Source organism: Mediterraneibacter catenae, from assembly GCF_008691045.1.
Taxonomy (GTDB): Bacteria; Bacillota; Clostridia; order Lachnospirales; family Lachnospiraceae; genus Mediterraneibacter; species Mediterraneibacter ornithocaccae.
Genome location: NZ_VMSO01000004.1, coordinates 139,453 through 157,384, shown reverse-complemented (window position 1 = coordinate 157,384; position 17,932 = coordinate 139,453). Strand labels below are relative to the sequence as shown.

Here is a 17,932-nt window from a genome sequence, read left to right as displayed (position 1 = left end):
GGACAAATATCCCAAACAGGAGTAAAAACTATGAATAACACAGGTATCCGCGAACAGGTTATCGAAGAAATCCGAATACTGGCAGAAAAATATCAGATTGAGAAGATATATTTATTCGGTTCAAGAGCGCGGGGCGACTATCACCGGACAAGCGATATTGATCTCGCAGTAAGCGGCGGTGATTTTGACCGATTTGCGTTAGATATTGATGAAGATACTTCTACTCTTCTTAAATTTGATATTGTTGACCTGAACCGCATTGTACATCCGGAATTACTTGATGCTATCCAAAAAGAAGGGAGAGTACTCTATGAAAAAGTATGAAAACTTCTGCTCCGCCCTCACAAATATGCAGGAAATCTACAATTATGATGAACCTTATGACACTGTCATACTGACAGGTCTTGTCGGTCTGTATGAAGTCTGTTTTGAACAGGCATGGAAGCTCATAAAAGCAGTACTGGAAATGCACGGATATGAGCAAAGTGCTACAGGTTCTCCAAAAACAATACTGAAAACCGCATATGAGGCCGGAATGATAAAAGATGAGACCCTCTGGCTTAAGGCTCTCCATGAACGCAACAATGTAACTCATTCTTATAACAAAGAAATTGCTCTTGAAATTGTAAGACAGGCAAAATCAGATTTTTATGATATGTTTTGTGCATTAAAAAACGAAATAGATAAAAACTGGCTTTAATGACGACGTAATATTTACAAGGGAGGAACTTTTATGCTGGAATTCAAATATGATACACAACTGCTGATCGAGGGTGAAGACCTGGACGAAGATGTGATCAGCGATTACTTTACAGAGCATTTCAAAGGCGATTGTCTGCTGGCTGTCGGCGATGAAGAGCTCGTTAAAATCCACTTCCACACAAACGAGCCATGGAAAGTTCTGGAATACTGTTCCACCCTCGGCGAGATTTACGATATCGTGATCGAAGATATGGACAGACAGGCAAGAGGACTGAAAGGCTAAAGTATACAATTGCAGACAGGCACTGACTGAATTATTGATAACAGGAGGGATTTCATGGATCCGCGTACATTTCCCACAAAGGGTAACTTAATGCTTGCGAAGAATTCGCTGGCACTTGCAAAACAGGGCTATGACCTGATGGATAAAAAACGGAATATCCTGATCCGCGAGCTGATGGATCTGATCGATGAAGCGCGCACGATCCAGGAAGAGATCGACACTACTTTCACCTATGCCTACCAGTGTCTCCAGAGTGCAAATATCGAGAACGGTATCAGCAACGTAGAGCTGCTCGCCTACACCGTGCCGATCGAGAATTCCATTACGATCCAGACGCGCAGTATCATGGGGACAGAGATCCCCCATGTGAAATATGTACCGGATGCCGGCAAGCCGACCTATTCATTCAGCACAACGCATGAATCCATCGACAAAGCAAGAGAAGCATTCCGGAAAGTGAAAGATCTGACGATCAAGCTGTCCATGGTGGAAAACGCAGCCTACCGCCTTGCAAGCAATATTAAGAAAACGCAGAAACGCGCAAATGCGCTTCAGAATATCACGATTCCGATGTACTCTTCCCTCGTGTATACGATCACCAACGCGTTGGAAGAAAAAGAGCGCGAGGAATTTACGAGGCTGAAAGTCATCAAACGTATGAAAGAGAAAAAGACAGCCCGCCAGTAAGGGCTGTCTTTCCCTATGGTCCCGCCCGTGTCAACAGCCCCGCATCAATCGGATGCGGTCAGTTCTCTCACGAATGCATCGGCGGGATGCCTGCGTATCATCTCCGGCGTATCAAGCTGGGCAATTCTTCCCTGTTCCATCACAAGCACACGGTCTCCCAGTTTCATAGCCTCCCGGATATCGTGTGTGATAAACACGACTGTCATATGCAGCTTTTCCTGCAGCGCCAGCATTTCATCCTGCAGGGCCCGTTTTGTGATCTCATCCAATGCTCCGAAAGGCTCATCCATGAGAAGCAGCTTCGCCTCTGCCGCAAGCGCCCGTGCAATCCCTACCCTCTGCTGCTGCCCTCCGGACAGCTCAGACGGATATCTGTCCGCCATAGACTCGTCAAGTCCCACCAGCTTCAACAGTCTGATCGCCTTTCTGCGGTTCTCTTCTTTATTTTTGTGTCCGCTGATCACCGGGACGTAAGAAATGTTTTTCTCTACCGTCATATGGGGAAACAGCCCTTTATTCTGGATCACATATCCGGTTCTGCGGCGCAGTGCGATCAGATCCGCGTCCTTAATATTCAGACCTTCCACATACACATCGCCGCTGTCCGGTTTCTGCAGTCCGTTGATCAGGCGCAGCATCGTTGTCTTGCCGCAGCCCGACCTGCCGATCACAGTGAGGAACTCTCCCTCATTTACGGAAAGACTCAGATCATCGAGCACTTTCTGTGTGCCGAAACTCTTTGACACATGTTCCAGACGAATCATTTCCATAACCTGTCTCCTATCCTTCAATGACGCCTTCTGACACAAGATAATCTCTTGCGACGTCAGCCTCGTCTTTGCCTTCCTCTTCCACCTGATAATTCAGCTCCGCCATCTTCTGGTCTGTCAGGATCCCGTCCATAAGTTCCAGCGTCTCTTCAAGCTTTGGAAATCTTTCCAATGCATCCTCGCGGACTACTGTTGAGCAGAAATAGTTTACCTGATAGTTCTTATCGTCTTTCAGGGCTATCACATCGTCCTGACTGATCTGCGCATCTGTTGTGTAGCCGTTCGTGACGTCAATATCTCCGTTCCTGAGTGCCTCATACTTCAGACCGATATCGATATCCATAATATCCTTAAACTCAAATCCGTAAGCCTCGGACACGCCCGGGAGTCCGTCCGCACGCTCGATATAATCGGGATTACCGCCGAATACGAGCTTGTCGGATACTTTTACCAGATCGGAGCAGGTCTCCAATCCATACTCTTCCGCCGTATCAGAACGCACGACAACGGCATAGGTATTATTCTGTCCGTACAGCCCCACCCATGTCATATCATACTTCTCTTCATATTCTTCTTTCAATTTCTCAAACATTTCTTCATCGGAGGACACATCTCCGGGTTCATGCCCGAGCACAAGGATCCATCCGCTCGATGTGTATTCCGGATACAGGTCAAACTCGCCTTTCTCCATTGCGGGCTGTATATTGCTTGTCCCGCCGCCGATCCCCTTGGTCAGCTCCACCTCATATCCTGCTTTCTCCTCGATCATGAGCTTCAGCATTTCCCCGAGGATAAACTGTTCCGTCATAGGCTTGGTGGCGATCTTCACCGGCTCGCCCTCTTTACTTCCTGAACTTTCTGTTCCACTGTTTCCGGCGCACCCTGCAAGTCCTGTCACAAGAGCAGCCGCAAGCAGCATTGCCGTGATCCGTTTTAATTTCATATCAAATGCATTCCTTTCTTTATCTTTTTCTCAACAAGTCCCAGCAGACCGTCGCACAGAATTGCAAGCAATGCGATCAGCAGGCTGCCGGAAAATGTCATCGCTGTATCATAAATCGTGATCCCCCTGTAGATTGCCACGCCCAGGCCGCCTGCTCCGATGAACGATGCGATCGCAGCAACCGAGATCGTCATAACCACCATGTTGCGGACTCCCGCTATGATCACGCCCATGGCAAGGGGAAGCTTGATCTTCAGCATGATCTGGAGCCTCGTACTCCCCATCGCCTCGGCGGCAGAGACGATATCACTGCTGACTCCGGTGATCCCCGCATATGTATTTCTTACCATCGGCATGATCCCGTACAGGGTAAGCGCGACAACCGCTGTTGGATTGCCGATCCCAAGCAGGGGAATGAGCATGCCGAGCAGAGAAATTGACGGAATTGTATAACAGATGTTTGCCACGGTAAGTACCGGACCGGATACTTTCGGGCACTCGGCTATCCAGATCCCGAGCAGCAGTCCGAGCACTCCCGCCAGAAGAACCGCTGTAAGGGAAAGGGTGATATGCGCGCCGGTAAGTTCCAGAAACCAGTCTTTCCTCTCGATATAAAGCTGTATCACTTCATGTAAAAAATCCACGTTTTACTCCTCTCAGACGTTACTCTTGTTCTTCACCCAGATAAAACACCCTGAAGAAAAGCTCCAACGACTCAAACAGTTCTCTTTTCGTCTGCTGAAGCTGTTTGATCTTCAGCACGCTCCCGATCTCATCAAAGAAAAAGTCTCCTTCTTCATGATCCACCTTCAGTTCCAGATTCCCGGCCTCGTCAAATACGAGCATCAGGATTCCGCCCACATCTTCTGTATACAATACGCACATGATCTGCAGTTCCTGCCTGATATTCTCCGGCAGAGAGTCAAACTCCGGATTCAGATAAAATTTCTGTTCATAGGAATTTGCTGCACATAATACGATTTCTTCGTTCATAATATTCTCCTCTCTTATCATATTTTCCTGACAGATGCATGCCGCTTCGGTTATGCTGCTTTCCAGCCTCGCATGCATCAGCTCGATTCCGCGCTTTGCGCCTTCATCTCGCTGTTTGGCATCCGCCATATACCATGGACAATCGGCTCGGCATTGCAGATCTATCTGCATGCCGCCCCGGTTATGCTGCTTTCCAGCCTCGCATGCATCAGCTCGATTCCGCGCTTTGCGCCTTCATCTCGCTGTTTGGCGTCCACCATATACCATGGACAACCGGCTCGGCATTGCAGATCTATCTGCATGCCGCCCCGGTTGTCCATGCTGCATGCTCGGACTGATTACACATATCCATACACGCCGCGCACAGACACTTCGCCTGCATATATCTTTTCCATACTTCCGTCTTCTCTTCGTACGAGCAATTCTCCCGTATGGTCAATACCGACAGCGCGGGCCTGATAAGTCTCTTTTTCCCCGATGATACGTACATCTCGGTCACGGTTGACCAGCAGGGCGCTGTACCGGTCCATAAGCCCGGACAGATCTTCTGTCTTCAGAAATATCTCATAATTCTCCTCCAGACGCTCCATGACCGCTGCGATGAGAGGCGCGCGCTTTACTGTATGTCCGCACTCCAGCCGAAGAGATGTCGCAGTATCTGCAATCTCTTCCGGGAACTCTGTCATATTAACATTGATCCCGACGCCAACCGTCACATGATTGATATAGTCAACCTGCGCGCTCATCTCGGTAAGGATTCCGACCAGTTTTTTCCCGTTTACGATAATGTCATTCGGCCATTTGATCTGGATCATGGGAATCCATTGCCCAATCCCTTCCGCCACACTGAGCGCCATAACGATTGTAAGCATAGACGCCTTATTCGGCGCGATATCAGGCCGGAGCAAAACAGACATATAAATACTGTTCCCTGCCGGTGACTCCCAGGTCCTGCCCCGCCGTCCGCGTCCCGCCGTCTGTCTGTCGGCCACCGCCAGCGTACCGTGAGGTGCGCCTTCATCTCCAGCCTGGCGGATTCTCAGATTAGTAGAGTCTGTTGTTTCATAGTACAGTATATTTCTTCCCGCCCAGCGCGTCTTCATCAGGCTGTCCAGTTCTTCTTTTGTCATCACATCCGGAGTCTCTACGATGTGATAACCTTTATTTCGCACAGCTTCTACCTGATACCCCTCATCCTGCAGCCTGCGGATAGTTTTCCACACAGCGGCCCTGGACACACCGAGCTGTTCACTGATCTGCTGCCCGGAGACATATCCGTCTGTTGACCGGAGCAGTTTTAGGATTTCTGTCTTCATTTTCAATCACTCCATGTTTAGTGCTAAAACATCTGCTGTAGAAATCATCTTCCGGATGTATTCTAACATAATAACAGATCAAATACTATCTGTCTTTCATGTATTTCCTTGAATGTAAAATCCAACAATGATAAAATCTATAAATAATATTTATCGTTATTTACTGCTTGATCAGGAGGTTTTCTATGAATACGATACAATTGGAGTGCTTTTTGGCGGTAGCAGAACATCTGAATTTCTCCAGAGCCTCGGAAGTTCTCCGGATCACTCAGCCCGCCGTAAGCCACCAGATCCAGTCACTGGAAGAAGAGCTGGATGTGAAATTATTCAAACGCACAAGTAAAAGTGTTTCCCTGACACAGGAAGGTATCCAGTTTCTTCCTGATGCACAGCTCATCCTGAAGACAGCTCTTTCTGCAAAGGAACGGCTCGGTCAGCATGAGCAGTTTATACCTTTTGAACTGGGATGTCATAACCGGATGGAGTTAAACCTGCTGCCGCCGATACTGAAAAAACTGACAGAATTCTTTCCGCTGCTTCGCCCGGTTATCCAGATCGTTCCTTTTCCTTCCCTTCTGAGTCAGGTCGAAAACAAACAGGTACACGCTGCTTTCGGCATAAAAGAAGAACAGAAAAAGTCCTCCCTCTACTTTCGAGAACTCTGTTCTGCTCCCATGGCATGCATCTGTTCCCCGGGACATCCGCTGGCGCAATACGATTCCCTGACAAAGGATCAGCTCTCAGGCAGCATCATTGCCTGCTCACCGCGTCAGATCGCCGATCCGATCTTCTCGATCCAGAACAGTATTGTCGCAAAACTGCGTCCGGAACAGCGGTACTTTTCCGAAAACATGGAAAGTGCCCTGACACTTGTCAAGGCGCAGATTGGTTATACTTTATATCCCGATATCATTGCGGCCCGGGAGCCGGATCTGACATATATACCCGTTACAGATATCCCGAAGATGTCTTTTGGCGTATACTACCGGTATGATGACGATCATCCGGTATTAAGACGATTCCTGATGCTGTGCAGAGAATTGGGGACGTAGTCAAATCCGCTTTGACTACGTCCCCAATCGCGATTTGCCCTGTCGCTTTTTATTTCTCCGGATGGCTCTCCTCCCACAGTTTATCCGCGGTCGGCTTCCAGTTCTTCGCATACGGCACGCATCTGTCGCACAGTTCATCCACGCTCTCCGGATCCTGATAATCCGTATTCACGGCCCCGGTCTCTTTTACGAGCTGTTTTAACCGGCCCGGATTCTCAAGCATCGGGCACGGGCGCAGGTGGTTGTTATTGAACGGCTGGTTGTCGTGGTAAGCCTGGAAGATCGGACTTCTCAGCGCATCCAACAGTGAGACATCATGAATATTCACATTGGAGTAGTGGATAAATACGCACGGCTCCACATCGCCCTTTGCATTGATGTGCAGGTATCTTCTTCCTCCTGCAATACATCCGCCGACGTACTCTCCGTCGTTCTGGAAGTCCATTCCGAAGATCGGTTTCGTCTCACGGAAATGACGGATGCGGCGGTACATCTCTTCTCTCTGCTCCGGCGTCGGGAGGAGATCTGTCACAGCGCCGTGACCTACCGGCATGTAATGGAAGTACCATACGAACAGCGCGCCGCTTTCGATCATCATATCATAAAACTCTTCGCTGCTGACGTCCTCAAAGTTCTGGCTCGTGTAACATACCGAGATACCGAACGGAAGCTTGTGCTCTTTCATCAGCTCCATCGCATGGCGTACTTTGTGGTACACGCCGTCGCCCCTGCGTCCGTCGTTGGCTTTCTCAAATCCTTCTAGGCTGATCGCCGGTACGAAGTTCTTCACTCTGAGCATTTCCTGACAGAATTCTTCATCGATCATCGTTCCGTTTGTGAATGCCAGGAACTCGCAGTCCGGGTGCATCTCGCAGATTTTAAAAACATCTTTCCTGCGCACCGTCGGCTCCCCGCCGGTATAGATATACATATAAGTGCCCAGTTCCTTGCCCTGCCGGACGATGGAATCGATGTCTTCGAGGCTTAAGTTATACTGGTGTCCATACTCCGCCGCCCAGCAGCCGGTACAGTTCAGATTGCACGCCGTCGTGGGATCCAGCAGGATCGCCCACGGGATATTGCAGTTATATTTCTTCGACATTTCATCCTGCACGGCGCTGCCTTTCAGGCTGGCATTCGTGATAAAGTTCTGGAAAAATGCCCTGCGCACGCCCGGATCCAGCTCATAGAGCCTTAAGATAAGCTGGTACCAGTTATTCTTCTCTTCAATAGATCTTCTGATCGCGTTTCTCTGGCTCGTGTACCAGTCTTTCGGCATCAGGCGGTCCACAAAAGCCATCAGCTTAGGGATGTTCTCCTCCGGATTGCCTTCAAGGTAATTGAGAGCCTGATTTACTGTAAATTCCTGCATTGTTTCTCTGATTGACTTTCCCATTTGTATTTCTTCCTTTCTGTTCGTCTTCTGTAAAATGTATTTGCTGTTTTTATGATTTATCACCGTTATGCGGCGTTAAGTATGTTCATAAATTCCTCACCGGTAATCGTCTCTCTGTCATAGAGATAATCCGCCAGCTGATCCAGTTTTTCCCTGTTGTCCGCAAGGATCTTCGCAGCTTTCTCATGCTGCTTTTTCACCAGTTCTACCACCTGACGGTCGATCTCCGCCTGTGTTTCCGCCGAGCAGCTCAGCGATGTATCTCCGCCCAGATACTGGTTCGTCACGGTCTCCATTGCCACCATATCGAAGTCTTTGCTCATGCCGTATCTGGTGATCATGGCACGGGCCAGTTTTGTCGCCTGCTCAATATCATTAGAAGCTCCTGTGGATGAGGAGTGGAAGATAAGTTCCTCCGCTGCTCTTCCGCCGGTGAGTGTGGCGATCTTGTTCTCCAGCTCCTCCTGGCTCATCAGATAATGGTTGCCGTCCTCCACCTGCATCGTGTAACCGAGTGCTCCGGAAGTACGCGGCACGATCGTGATCTTCTGCACCGGGGCGGAACTGGTCTGCTTTGCCGCCACAAGCGCATGGCCGATCTCATGGTAGGCAACAACTTTTTTCTCCTGATCGGTAAGGATGGCATTCTTCTTCTGATATCCCGCGATAACGACTTCTATACTCTCCTCAAGATCCGCCTGTGTGACATAACTGCGGTTTTCCCTTACCGCACGGAGCGCTGCCTCATTGACAATATTGGCAAGCTCTGCACCTGAAGCTCCGGATGCCATTCGCGCGATAGATGCAAAGTCCACGCTCTCATCGAGTTTGACTTTCCTGGCATGGACTTTCAGGATCTCCTCACGGCCTTTGAGATCCGGCAGTTCTACCGGCACTCTCCGGTCGAATCTTCCCGGTCTTGTCAGGGCAGGATCAAGAGACTCCGGACGGTTTGTCGCCGCCAGGATGATGACGCCGTTGTTCGACTCGAATCCGTCCATCTCCGTCAGGAGCTGGTTCAGTGTCTGCTCTCTCTCGTCATTGCCGCCCACGCGGCCGTCACGTTTCTGTCCGATGGCATCAATCTCATCGATAAATACGATACACGGCGCTTTTTCTTTCGCCTGCCTGAACAGGTCTCTTACCTTCGATGCGCCCATTCCGACGAACATCTCGACGAACTCGGAACCCGACATGGAGAAGAACGGTACATTTGACTCACCCGCAACAGCTTTTGCCAGCATCGTCTTACCGGTTCCGGGAGGTCCTACAAGCAGGATGCCCTTCGGCATAGATGCTCCGATCTCACGGTATTTTGCCGGATTGTGGAGATAATCCACGATCTCTGATAAGTTTTCTTTCGCCTCATCCTCGCCGGCAACATCGGAGAAGCGAATGCCTTCCGAAGATTTTACATATACTTTTGCATTGCTCTTTCCCATTCCGAATATCATGGAGTCCGGACCGCCGCTCGCACGGTTCATCAGTTTTCTCGACATGTACTGCCCGATTCCAATAAAGATCGCGATCGGGAGTATCCAAGTCAGGAGAAATGTGAGGATCGGCGACGTCTGCTCGATGATCTGCCCGGAAAACTGTGCTCCCGAATCATACAGTCTCTGTGTCAGGTCCGGATCATCTACCATCCCGGTCTTGTATATTGTTGTTTCATCTTTATCTGTAAATATAATTTCATTATCTGACTGATTGATCTGCACCTGTCCGATATTCTCTTCTGCTGTCATGTCCATAAATGTCTCATAACCGACTTCCTTGATCCGACGTTCCGCCGCCCATGGCATGAACAGGAAATTAAACAGAAGCAGGATCAGCAGCACGATCACATAATAATAGATCAATGGTTTTCTCGGCTTCTTTACTTCTTGCATCCTGTGTCCTCCTTATCTTTTTCTTCTGAATCTTCTGTATCCTCCGCTGACTCCTGCCTGTCAAGGGCGGTCAATGCGGAGATCAGTGCCTGCTGCATGGCAAGCGTGGCAAAATCCATGGCAAATTCCGCATACAGCATATCCGCTTCTCTTTCATCCTGTTCCGGGGTACTTTCCTCTGAATGAAGATCCTTTATCACCTGCTTTTTCATCGTATCCCCGATCTTCCGTCTGTAATCGATCTGCGCCTGCGTCAGTCTTGTCACAGCCGGGGAGCGGCATGCCCTCGCCTTCTTTTCCAGAAACAGAGTATTTTCCTTATATTCATCTTCCGCTTTCTCGAGCTCTGAATGGATCTTCTGTCTGTCTCCCTGCTCGCAGATCCGTATCCTGCACTGGAGCTTGCCGTACTGCTCTTCCATTTCATATAATTTATAGGCAAATACGCTTTTATCAATATCCATACAAAGGCATCCTCCTTTCCGGTATTTCGCAACCCCTGGCGCCAGTATTGCTCATTTCACACTGCCGCCATATCTTTTATATAGCAAATCCGGAGATTGAATGCGACTCTCAATTTTTGAAATCTGTATTTACAAATCTGTAATTTTGTAAGAAAAATTGACAGTTCTCCAATTTTGTAAAGACAGGAAACAAAAATTATAAGTAGCGCTCAGGCAGTCCGCCGGCTATATTGAAGTTACAGACGATGACACAGAAAGGAGATATGACTTATGAGATGGTTTGATTCAGATTTTGACTATGTACAGGAACTCATAGACAGATGGAACGACAGAAGGAAGAAAATACGCACCGCTTATTTTATCATAGCAGCCATCCTTCTCATCGCCGGAATCCTGACCGCAGTATTTCCGATCAGAATATTTTCAGTAATACAGTATTTAGCGGCAGCCGCAGTGATCGCGATCGGCATAGGGCACTTTATCGCGTTTGCTTCCATGACTTATTATTTCCGGGATTATATACTGCTCCTGTCCGGAATACTAAATGTACTGATCGGCATTATGCTGTTCTTCATGCCGGTCACGCTGACGGTACAGGTGATTACTTTCATGCTGTCCTTTATGTTGATCTTCGGCGGGGTGGAAAAGCTTTCTCTCGCCTCACGGCTCAGATACTTCCGCATCCCCCATACGGGCAGCCTGACTTTCAGCGGTGTCCTCAATATTGTCCTCGCAGTGGTATTCCTGCTGCTTCCATTTGTCTCGGCGTTTGCTCTGAACTATATCCTCGCTGCATACCTGATCATCATGGGTGCGGCCCTCCTGATCGAAGCTGCAGGTATGCATAAGATCAGTATGTAAAAAATAAAATATAACCAAAGGAGAACCCCTTTTATGAACCAGACAAACAGCTCCGCCCCCGCGGCGGAGGATATAAACCGTCATAACAGCACACCGGACCGTATCCAGATCCTCACGACCATGAATGAGAATTATCTGCCCCGTCTGCAGGTACTGCTCACATCCATCCGCATCAATCAGCCCGATGAAGAGATGGATATCTGGCTGATGCACAGCGGTATCCCAATGGGGACTTTAGATCCTGTCGCTCGCCAGTGCAGACACTTCGGGTACGGCTTCCATCCTGTACTGATCGACGGCTCTGCTTTTGCCGGAGCCCCGGTGAGCCGCCAGTATCCAAGGGAGATGTATTACCGGCTTCTGGCGCCGTTTTTCCTGCCCGGGGATCTGCACCGCATCCTGTATCTCGACCCGGATATCCTCGTCATCAATCCTCTGCGTCCGCTCTGGGAGACAGACATGAAAGGGAATCTCTTCGCTGCAGCCGCCCACACTGGCAAGACAGAACTGGCGAATAATATCAACCAGATCCGCCTCAGAACAGATCATCCATATTTTAATTCAGGAGTTCTGTTGATGGATCTCGCCCTGGGCCGGCAGGAGATCATTGCAGATGAAATATTTGATTATACCAGGGAACATGCAAAAGAACTTCTCCTTCCTGATCAGGATATATTAAACGCCATGTATGGGAAACGCACTCTGGAGATTGATGATTCATTATGGAATTATGATGCCCGAAATTACAACAATTATCTGTTGAGGAGCATGGGAGAGTGTGATATGGACTGGGTCATGTCCAACACTGCGATCCTGCACTTCTGCGGGAAGGCAAAGCCGTGGCAGAAAGGATATATCCACAGATTCGGGATATTATACAAGCATTATGAACATCTGACCGGAAAGATAAATAAAGGGTACGTATAAATCAGACAGGAGCGGATTGAAATACCCGCTCCTGTCTGATTCGATATTCAATTATTTTTTCCCGGGAACATCTTTCCCGTAATGATCTTCTCCATCTGTATGATCAGCTTTTCTTCGTCCAGATGTGGTTTCCCCATATAATGCATAAGGACTCCGACCATACCACAGGCGTAGAATTTCAGCATTATTTCCATATCATCATAGGTGAGACTTATATCAGGCGCTTTATTTCGCGCTATCTCTGCCAGATATGCAGCGGCAGATTCTGTCAGCATGTTCTCGATCTCTACCCACCGCCGCGAATAGAGCAGCCTCTCCAGCTTTGTCCTGTTCTGCCTGATGAAAGAAGCGAACTCTTTCAGCGCCACAATATTATCTTCTGCTTCCAGGCTCCTCTTTACAAGCTCTTCCGTTGCGCGTCTGAATGCCCAGTCGAGAACGTCCATAATGTCTTTAAAATGATAGTAAAATGTCTGACGGGAAATGTGACATTCCCCGATCAGTTTTGTCACTGTGATCTTGTCTATATCTTCCTTGTCCAACATCTCAGTAAAGGTATCTGCAATCACTGCTTTCATGTCTTCTCTCATAGTCAACACCTCTCCTGTGATGCTATTTTATTACACCTTTTCCCAAGAAACAAGTGAAAAATTATATCTTCCCCGTCCAGACCGGATTACTCCACGCAGTCCTTCCATATTTATCCGTGCATCTTACGCGGACATAAGTCTCATGACCTTTCAGTTCATATTCGCCATATGCAATAGTCTCGTCATACGAACGGCACATTCTGGTAATACCGTCATTCACGTCATTTCCTGCGATAAAATCTATTCTGTAAACCGGGCTGCAGTCCACATACGCCACACCGTCCCTGATTCCCCAGTCATATATCTCCGGTCCCGACGATGAATAATAATTTCCAGCCAGCATGTTCTGTACGATGTCTTCATGGGTCAGTTTATCTGCTTTAACAACGATATACCCTCCACACGCATCGTCGAAAAGCCCCTCGTTATGATTGTCATCCGAGGCAAAGGCAAAGATTTTCTTTCCTTCCCTGAGCATCACGTCAAAATAAGTCTCATCATATCCGGTATAGCTCTCATTCACTGTGTTGTAATTAAAAATCTCAAGGGCCCAGATTCCTTCAGTATTGATAAACTCCGACTCCCGTACCCGGGACCAGATCGGATGATTGTATGTTGCGATCATTCCATGCTGTATCATCTCATCAGCAAGTTTCTGTGCGGCAGCCGCACCATCCCACTCCCCGTAATATTTATGCACGGGATGAATATCGTTGTGCTGATACAGCGGAAGCGCTGCATTCTTCTGCATCTCCTCTGTACCGAGGATGCCGTGGATATGATGCACTTTCTTTCTCCTGCCGGAACCGTCGTCATAATAGAGAACGGCCGAAGCCTCGAGCCCCGGGAGGATAATAAAGTCCTCACAATCAAATTGCGCTCTGTAATCCGTATATTTATCATGCTCTGAAAAACACAGAAAATGAAATCCGTGCTCTTTAAAAAGCTTTACGGACTGCTCCGGAGTGAGCATCCCGTCAGAATTAACCGTATGACTGTGAAGATTTCCCTTGTACCAGTTTCCTTTTTCCGAGAATCCCCGGATTGTAATCTTTTCCAAATTTTCTCCTCCTTACTGATTGGGGACGTAGTAAAACCCGGTTTTACTACGTCCCCAATCAAGTTTCAGTGTGTCCCCAATCAGGTTTTGCCCTGTCCCCAATCTATTTTACAGACGTACGCAGTTGTGATCGGCTACTCCTACATTAATTTTTTCTCCTACATTATACATCGACATGCTCCTGAACAACACATCAGCGTATACTTCCACACCGTTGATGTCGATATGGTATCTGAGAACATTTCCTCTAGGCACATAGTCAATGATCGTTCCATTCATGCGGTAATCTTCTGTTGTGATTGCATCCTTGGACAACAGGAAAGTCTCCGGACGGATCGCGAACTGACCGCTGTTCCACTTCTTTCCTGTGATAGCTTCCATGGCATTTGAATCCAGGATATTATAGTTTCCGATAAATCCTGCCGCAAAGCTTGTCTCCGGTTTCGTATAGACTTCCACCGGACTTCCTGACTGCTCAATAACACCGTCATGGAACAGATGGATCACATCAGACATTACCATCGCCTCGTCCTGGTCATGTGTTACGAACACAGATGTCAGTCCGAGATCCTTATGGATCCTGCGGATGCTTGCCTGCAGGGATTTTCTCAGCTTTGCGTCGATCGCGCTCAGGGGTTCGTCGAGAAGGAGCACTTTCGGCTGCATCACTATTCCTCTGGCAAGAGCCACTCTCTGCTGCTGTCCTCCTGAAAGATTGCCCGGGTATTCTTTTTCTTTGCCTTTGAGTTCTACCATATCAATGGCGTCTCTCACACGTCTGTTAATCTCGTCTGAAGCAAGCTTCTGCAGTTTCAGTCCGAAAGAAAGGTTCTCTTCTACTGTCATATTCGGGAAAAGGCTGTACTGCTGGAATACCATCCCGATATTGCGATCCTTCGGATCCTTATATGTAATGTCTTCGCCGTCCAGGAAAATCTGCCCGCCAGAAATCTGCTCAAGTCCGGCAAGGCATCTGAGCAGTGTACTCTTTCCGCATCCGGAGGGACCGAGCAGCGTAACAAAATCGCCCTTTTTTATCTCCAGATTGATTCCTTTTAATACATGGTTATCTCCATAATATTTATCTATATTTTTAAATTCTATATAAGCCATTTTCTTATCTGTCCTTTCTGTCTTTGCCTCTCGACTGCAGGAAAAATGCACAAGCCGAAATGATCAGAGTTACGAGGAAAAGTATAACGATCACTGCACAGGTCCTCTGTCCGGATTTCTTCATTACATCATACAGGTACATCTGCGCTGTCATAAAATGTCCGCCTGCCAGTGTATTGATGATAACGAAATCACCGAACACAATAGCCATGGCAAGCATAACTGAGATCGTGACACCACCCATAATATTCGGAATAACTACGCGGAAGAACGCGTAGAACTTGCTTGCTCCGAGCATCTGCGCCGCCTCGATGAGCCTCGGCGCTCCCACACCGTTTAAGTTATTCCTGATTCCCTGATATACATAAGGAAGAATAACGACCATGTAAGTTGCTACGAGCATGAACTTTCTGTCTCCGAATGGTTCCGGCGCGCTGCTGTAAAGCGACAGCACACAGATCGGCAGGATAACGCCCTGGATCGCATACGGAATCGTACACAGGATCTGGATCATCTTATCCCACTCCGGATGATAGACAACAACTACATACATTGCCAGAAGTACAAACACCGTACAAAGCACGATCGGAACAATAGATATAATGACCGTACGTCCGACTGACTGCCAGAACAGCGGATCCGTAAACAGCTCCGCATAGGCTCCCAGCGTGAAACCTGTCGGCATTACGTCGATCCACTCCTGGAAAAGGGAATAGATCAGCGTCATGATAAGCGGAAGAAGCAGATATGCTATGATTACGACAATCGCAATCTTTGATCCTACATTGCGTTTTTTCTTTTCAGCGTTCATCAGCGTCTTCCTCCTTTCTTCGGAGTCATCTTATTCTGCACAAAGATGGCAAGTACCATGAATACCATCATAACAACCGCAATCGCGCTTCCGAACTCCGGTCTCTGGATGATATCTCCGACAAACTGCTCCGACAGACGGATCGGGAGCAGAGATACATTGTTCATGAGCAGCGCATATGCAGATGCATATGCCGCCAGTGCATTTGCAAACAGAACGGAAAATGTACCAAGGATACTCGGCATCAGCACAGGAATACCGACCTTTCTCCAGAATGTCATCCGGCTGCCTCCCAGAAGCGCAACCGCCTCTTTCCACTCTTTCCTGATCGAATCAAATGCAGGAATCAGGAGCAGCGTTGACAGCGGTATCTGGAAATATACATAGATCAGGAGCAGTCCCCATACCGAGTACAGCGGGAACTCCGCCAGAAATTCGATTCCGTAGTTTGCACCGATCATTGTCATGACACCGATATTTCCGAACATAATGATATACGCAAATGCCAGCGGTACGCCTGAGAAATTCGATACCATGTTCAGGATGCTCATAAACACCTGTTTCAGTTTTCCTTTTTCCTCGTGTACGGCTTTCGCGCCGATAAATGCCACGATCAGACCGATGACCGAGGAAAGGACCGAGATGAGCAGACTGTTGATGATGGCCTGCTGATACAGCTTTCCGGTAAATATGTTGATATAGTTATCGAGAGTAAAACCGATCTCTCCCCCTTCCGGGAAGAAGCTTCTGACAACCGTATAAATCACCGGTATGATCTCAAAGAGAAGACAGAGCAGTAAAAACGGCGCCAGCGCAAATAAGTATGTTTTCTTTTGTGTTTTCATGTCAACCTCACCTTTACATTGAAACGGACTGCCGCATCCTGTGCAGCAGTCCGGTCATCCGTCAACTCTTTCTTATTGAGCGTAAGCTACAACCTCTTCCTGCCACAGTGTTCCGATTGTCTGTGCAGTTTCATCCCATGCTTCCTGATCTTCTACCATTCTTGCATTTGCGTACTGGCTGTCATCCAGGAGCTTAGAAGCCACGTCTTCCGGAAGTTCCACATCTTCGCGGATCGGTGTTGCGTAGCCTTTTGCAAGGTTAATCTGTCCTTCATCGCTTAAGATGTACTCTCTTGCAAGAGCAGCAGCACACGGATGTTTTGAATACTTATTGATGATCGTAGCATATCCTGTCTGGATAGAAGCCTCGGACGGGATAAAGACACTGAAGTCAGCATCCGGATTGTTCTCTACGAACTGCTCTCTGTAACCGAGGGCGTTGAAATCCCAGAGGAATGCCACTCCGACTTCACCTTTCTCAATACGTGCCTGAGTAAATTCTCCAAGGTCAAGTCTTCCCTGCTCTGCAATCTGTCTGAAATAATCAAGACCCGGCTGGATGTTGCTCTCATCTCCGCCATAAGCGATTGCTGCCGCAAGCACTGCATACTGTGCCTGTGTTGCAGCCTGCACGTCTCCAACTGCCACCATATAGTCGCCGTTTAAAATGTCTTCAAAAGAAGTTGGTGTATCTTTTACAATCTTGTTGTTGACGATAACTGACATTGTCCCGTAATAACCGATGATCCAGTCTCCGTCGTCATCTTTTGCCCAGTCCGGAATAGAATCCCAGTAGCTTGTCTTATACGGGAGCGTTACATCCTGCTCTTCCGCTACCGGTCCGAATGCCTGTCCCACATCTCCGATGTCTTTTGTGGCATCTGTCCCCTCTGTCTCAAACAGAGAAATTTCTTCAGCAGATGACATGTCCGTATCAACATGCTCAATACCATACGTATCTGTGTACTCCTGCCATGTCTCACCCCAGTTTGCCCAAGTGTCAGGCATTGCCGCAGATGCAAGCTCGCCCTCTTCCTTTGCCTGAGCTTCGATTTCTTCCAGAGTCATGCTGTTGAGATCCACTGTTTCAACCGGCTCGTCTGAACCGCACCCTGCAGCAATTGTTGCTGTCATACAGACAAGCAGTATCGCACTTATTATCTTTCGTTTCATTCCTGTTCTCCCTTTACTTTCACTTCTTTGTCTTTCGAATTACCGGGATACATTATA

The 17,932-nt window shown here is 48.1% G+C and carries 21 protein-coding genes; 7 read left to right on the top strand and 14 right to left on the bottom strand.

What is annotated here, in order from left to right; genetic code table 11:
* Positions 1-30 precede the first annotated feature (30 nt).
* From FNY66_RS05220 to FNY66_RS05205, 4 genes are read left to right on the top strand one after another with little or no spacing between them, the layout of a single operon-like run.
* Positions 31-324: a nucleotidyltransferase family protein gene (locus FNY66_RS05220; RefSeq protein WP_087150618.1), complete on the top strand. Its 294-nt coding sequence runs from the start codon at positions 31-33 to the stop codon at positions 322-324.
* The gene (locus tag FNY66_RS05215; RefSeq protein WP_087150619.1) at positions 311-700 is read left to right on the top strand and encodes an HI0074 family nucleotidyltransferase substrate-binding subunit; all 390 of its coding nucleotides are present in this window, start codon (positions 311-313) and stop codon (positions 698-700) included. The genes FNY66_RS05220 and FNY66_RS05215 overlap by 14 nt, the downstream gene beginning before the upstream one ends.
* A gap of 33 nt (positions 701-733) precedes the next feature.
* On the top strand, positions 734-985 hold the full coding sequence (locus tag FNY66_RS05210) for a kinase to dihydroxyacetone kinase (RefSeq protein WP_087150620.1): 252 nt from the start codon (positions 734-736) through the stop codon (positions 983-985).
* A gap of 54 nt (positions 986-1,039) precedes the next feature.
* Complete coding sequence (locus FNY66_RS05205) at positions 1,040-1,672, top strand: V-type ATP synthase subunit D (protein WP_087150621.1); 633 nt, start codon at positions 1,040-1,042, stop codon at positions 1,670-1,672.
* Between the two features lie 44 nt (positions 1,673-1,716).
* Here FNY66_RS05205 and FNY66_RS05200 read toward each other — a convergent pair whose 3' ends face one another.
* From FNY66_RS05200 to FNY66_RS05180, 5 genes are all read right to left on the bottom strand, one after another.
* Complete coding sequence (locus FNY66_RS05200) at positions 1,717-2,442, bottom strand: ATP-binding cassette domain-containing protein (RefSeq protein ID WP_229409447.1); 726 nt, start codon at positions 2,440-2,442, stop codon at positions 1,717-1,719.
* 10 nt (positions 2,443-2,452) lie between these two features.
* A complete protein-coding gene (locus FNY66_RS05195) occupies positions 2,453-3,385 on the bottom strand; it encodes a glycine betaine ABC transporter substrate-binding protein (protein WP_150310488.1) in 933 nt (310 codons plus the stop codon).
* Positions 3,382-4,029, bottom strand: coding sequence for an ABC transporter permease (locus tag FNY66_RS05190; RefSeq protein WP_150310487.1), 648 nt, complete (start codon positions 4,027-4,029; stop codon positions 3,382-3,384). Before FNY66_RS05190 ends, FNY66_RS05195 begins: the two co-directional genes overlap by 4 nt.
* A 19-nt stretch (positions 4,030-4,048) precedes the next feature.
* Complete coding sequence (locus tag FNY66_RS05185) at positions 4,049-4,378, bottom strand: DUF6145 family protein (RefSeq protein ID WP_150310486.1); 330 nt, start codon at positions 4,376-4,378, stop codon at positions 4,049-4,051.
* A 338-nt stretch (positions 4,379-4,716) separates the two neighbouring features.
* The gene (locus FNY66_RS05180) at positions 4,717-5,694 is read right to left on the bottom strand and encodes a biotin--[acetyl-CoA-carboxylase] ligase (protein WP_150310485.1); all 978 of its coding nucleotides are present in this window, start codon (positions 5,692-5,694) and stop codon (positions 4,717-4,719) included.
* 185 nt (positions 5,695-5,879) lie between these two features.
* On the opposite strand from FNY66_RS05180, the gene FNY66_RS05175 reads away from it, so the two are divergent.
* A complete protein-coding gene (locus FNY66_RS05175) occupies positions 5,880-6,746 on the top strand; it encodes a LysR family transcriptional regulator (RefSeq protein WP_150310484.1) in 867 nt (288 codons plus the stop codon).
* A gap of 49 nt (positions 6,747-6,795) precedes the next feature.
* Here FNY66_RS05175 and FNY66_RS05170 read toward each other — a convergent pair whose 3' ends face one another.
* From FNY66_RS05170 to FNY66_RS05160, 3 genes are all read right to left on the bottom strand, one after another.
* Positions 6,796-8,142 (bottom strand): radical SAM protein, encoded by a 1,347-nt coding sequence (locus FNY66_RS05170; RefSeq protein ID WP_150310483.1) that lies wholly within the window; start codon positions 8,140-8,142, stop codon positions 6,796-6,798.
* 65 nt (positions 8,143-8,207) lie between these two features.
* Positions 8,208-10,031 carry an ATP-dependent zinc metalloprotease FtsH gene (gene ftsH, locus FNY66_RS05165; RefSeq protein WP_150310482.1) on the bottom strand — a complete coding sequence of 608 codons (1,824 nt, stop codon included), beginning with the start codon at positions 10,029-10,031 and terminating at the stop codon, positions 8,208-8,210.
* Positions 10,019-10,495 carry a hypothetical protein gene (locus tag FNY66_RS05160; protein ID WP_150310481.1) on the bottom strand — a complete coding sequence of 159 codons (477 nt, stop codon included), beginning with the start codon at positions 10,493-10,495 and terminating at the stop codon, positions 10,019-10,021. Before FNY66_RS05160 ends, ftsH begins: the two co-directional genes overlap by 13 nt.
* Before the next feature lie 270 nt (positions 10,496-10,765).
* On the opposite strand from FNY66_RS05160, the gene FNY66_RS05155 reads away from it, so the two are divergent.
* Together FNY66_RS05155 and FNY66_RS05150 are read left to right on the top strand one after the other, a co-directional pair.
* A complete protein-coding gene (locus tag FNY66_RS05155) occupies positions 10,766-11,356 on the top strand; it encodes an HdeD family acid-resistance protein (protein WP_150310480.1) in 591 nt (196 codons plus the stop codon).
* A gap of 33 nt (positions 11,357-11,389) precedes the next feature.
* A complete protein-coding gene (locus tag FNY66_RS05150) occupies positions 11,390-12,283 on the top strand; it encodes a glycosyltransferase family 8 protein (RefSeq protein ID WP_150310479.1) in 894 nt (297 codons plus the stop codon).
* 47 nt (positions 12,284-12,330) lie between these two features.
* Here the strand turns inward: FNY66_RS05150 and FNY66_RS05145 are convergent, their stop codons facing one another.
* The 6 genes from FNY66_RS05145 to FNY66_RS05120 form a co-directional block, all read right to left on the bottom strand.
* Positions 12,331-12,873 carry a TetR/AcrR family transcriptional regulator C-terminal domain-containing protein gene (locus FNY66_RS05145; protein ID WP_150310478.1) on the bottom strand — a complete coding sequence of 181 codons (543 nt, stop codon included), beginning with the start codon at positions 12,871-12,873 and terminating at the stop codon, positions 12,331-12,333.
* A gap of 61 nt (positions 12,874-12,934) precedes the next feature.
* Entirely contained in the window at positions 12,935-13,933 is a 999-nt protein-coding gene (locus FNY66_RS05140; protein WP_150310477.1) for a PHP domain-containing protein, read from the bottom strand.
* Positions 13,934-14,041: 108 nt separating this feature from the next.
* A complete protein-coding gene (locus FNY66_RS05135; protein WP_150310476.1) occupies positions 14,042-15,046 on the bottom strand; it encodes an ABC transporter ATP-binding protein in 1,005 nt (334 codons plus the stop codon).
* Positions 15,047-15,050: 4 nt separating this feature from the next.
* On the bottom strand, positions 15,051-15,857 hold the full coding sequence (locus tag FNY66_RS05130) for an ABC transporter permease (protein ID WP_150310475.1): 807 nt from the start codon (positions 15,855-15,857) through the stop codon (positions 15,051-15,053).
* Positions 15,857-16,702: an ABC transporter permease gene (locus tag FNY66_RS05125; protein ID WP_150310474.1), complete on the bottom strand. Its 846-nt coding sequence runs from the start codon at positions 16,700-16,702 to the stop codon at positions 15,857-15,859. The genes FNY66_RS05130 and FNY66_RS05125 overlap by 1 nt, the downstream gene beginning before the upstream one ends.
* Positions 16,703-16,774: 72 nt before the next feature.
* The gene (locus tag FNY66_RS05120; RefSeq protein WP_150310473.1) at positions 16,775-17,875 is read right to left on the bottom strand and encodes an ABC transporter substrate-binding protein; all 1,101 of its coding nucleotides are present in this window, start codon (positions 17,873-17,875) and stop codon (positions 16,775-16,777) included.
* Positions 17,876-17,932 lie beyond the last annotated feature (57 nt).

What these genes read in the sequence shown, in the direction of transcription:
- FNY66_RS05220 (WP_087150618.1), top strand. Translation starts at nt 31, where the DNA reads ATGAATAACACAGGTATCCGCGAACAGGTTATCGAAGAAATCCGAATA.
- FNY66_RS05215 (WP_087150619.1), top strand. Translation starts at nt 311, where the DNA reads ATGAAAAAGTATGAAAACTTCTGCTCCGCCCTCACAAATATGCAGGAA.
- FNY66_RS05210 (WP_087150620.1), top strand. Translation starts at nt 734, where the DNA reads ATGCTGGAATTCAAATATGATACACAACTGCTGATCGAGGGTGAAGAC.
- FNY66_RS05205 (WP_087150621.1), top strand. Translation starts at nt 1,040, where the DNA reads ATGGATCCGCGTACATTTCCCACAAAGGGTAACTTAATGCTTGCGAAG.
- FNY66_RS05200 (WP_229409447.1), bottom strand. Translation starts at nt 2,442, where the DNA reads ATGGAAATGATTCGTCTGGAACATGTGTCAAAGAGTTTCGGCACACAG.
- FNY66_RS05195 (WP_150310488.1), bottom strand. Translation starts at nt 3,385, where the DNA reads ATGAAATTAAAACGGATCACGGCAATGCTGCTTGCGGCTGCTCTTGTG.
- FNY66_RS05185 (WP_150310486.1), bottom strand. Translation starts at nt 4,378, where the DNA reads ATGAACGAAGAAATCGTATTATGTGCAGCAAATTCCTATGAACAGAAA.
- FNY66_RS05180 (WP_150310485.1), bottom strand. Translation starts at nt 5,694, where the DNA reads ATGAAGACAGAAATCCTAAAACTGCTCCGGTCAACAGACGGATATGTC.
- FNY66_RS05175 (WP_150310484.1), top strand. Translation starts at nt 5,880, where the DNA reads ATGAATACGATACAATTGGAGTGCTTTTTGGCGGTAGCAGAACATCTG.
- FNY66_RS05170 (WP_150310483.1), bottom strand. Translation starts at nt 8,142, where the DNA reads ATGGGAAAGTCAATCAGAGAAACAATGCAGGAATTTACAGTAAATCAG.
- ftsH (WP_150310482.1), bottom strand. Translation starts at nt 10,031, where the DNA reads ATGCAAGAAGTAAAGAAGCCGAGAAAACCATTGATCTATTATTATGTG.
- FNY66_RS05160 (WP_150310481.1), bottom strand. Translation starts at nt 10,495, where the DNA reads ATGGATATTGATAAAAGCGTATTTGCCTATAAATTATATGAAATGGAA.
- FNY66_RS05155 (WP_150310480.1), top strand. Translation starts at nt 10,766, where the DNA reads ATGAGATGGTTTGATTCAGATTTTGACTATGTACAGGAACTCATAGAC.
- FNY66_RS05150 (WP_150310479.1), top strand. Translation starts at nt 11,390, where the DNA reads ATGAACCAGACAAACAGCTCCGCCCCCGCGGCGGAGGATATAAACCGT.
- FNY66_RS05145 (WP_150310478.1), bottom strand. Translation starts at nt 12,873, where the DNA reads ATGAGAGAAGACATGAAAGCAGTGATTGCAGATACCTTTACTGAGATG.
- FNY66_RS05135 (WP_150310476.1), bottom strand. Translation starts at nt 15,046, where the DNA reads ATGGCTTATATAGAATTTAAAAATATAGATAAATATTATGGAGATAAC.
- FNY66_RS05130 (WP_150310475.1), bottom strand. Translation starts at nt 15,857, where the DNA reads ATGAACGCTGAAAAGAAAAAACGCAATGTAGGATCAAAGATTGCGATT.
- FNY66_RS05125 (WP_150310474.1), bottom strand. Translation starts at nt 16,702, where the DNA reads ATGAAAACACAAAAGAAAACATACTTATTTGCGCTGGCGCCGTTTTTA.
- FNY66_RS05120 (WP_150310473.1), bottom strand. Translation starts at nt 17,875, where the DNA reads ATGAAACGAAAGATAATAAGTGCGATACTGCTTGTCTGTATGACAGCA.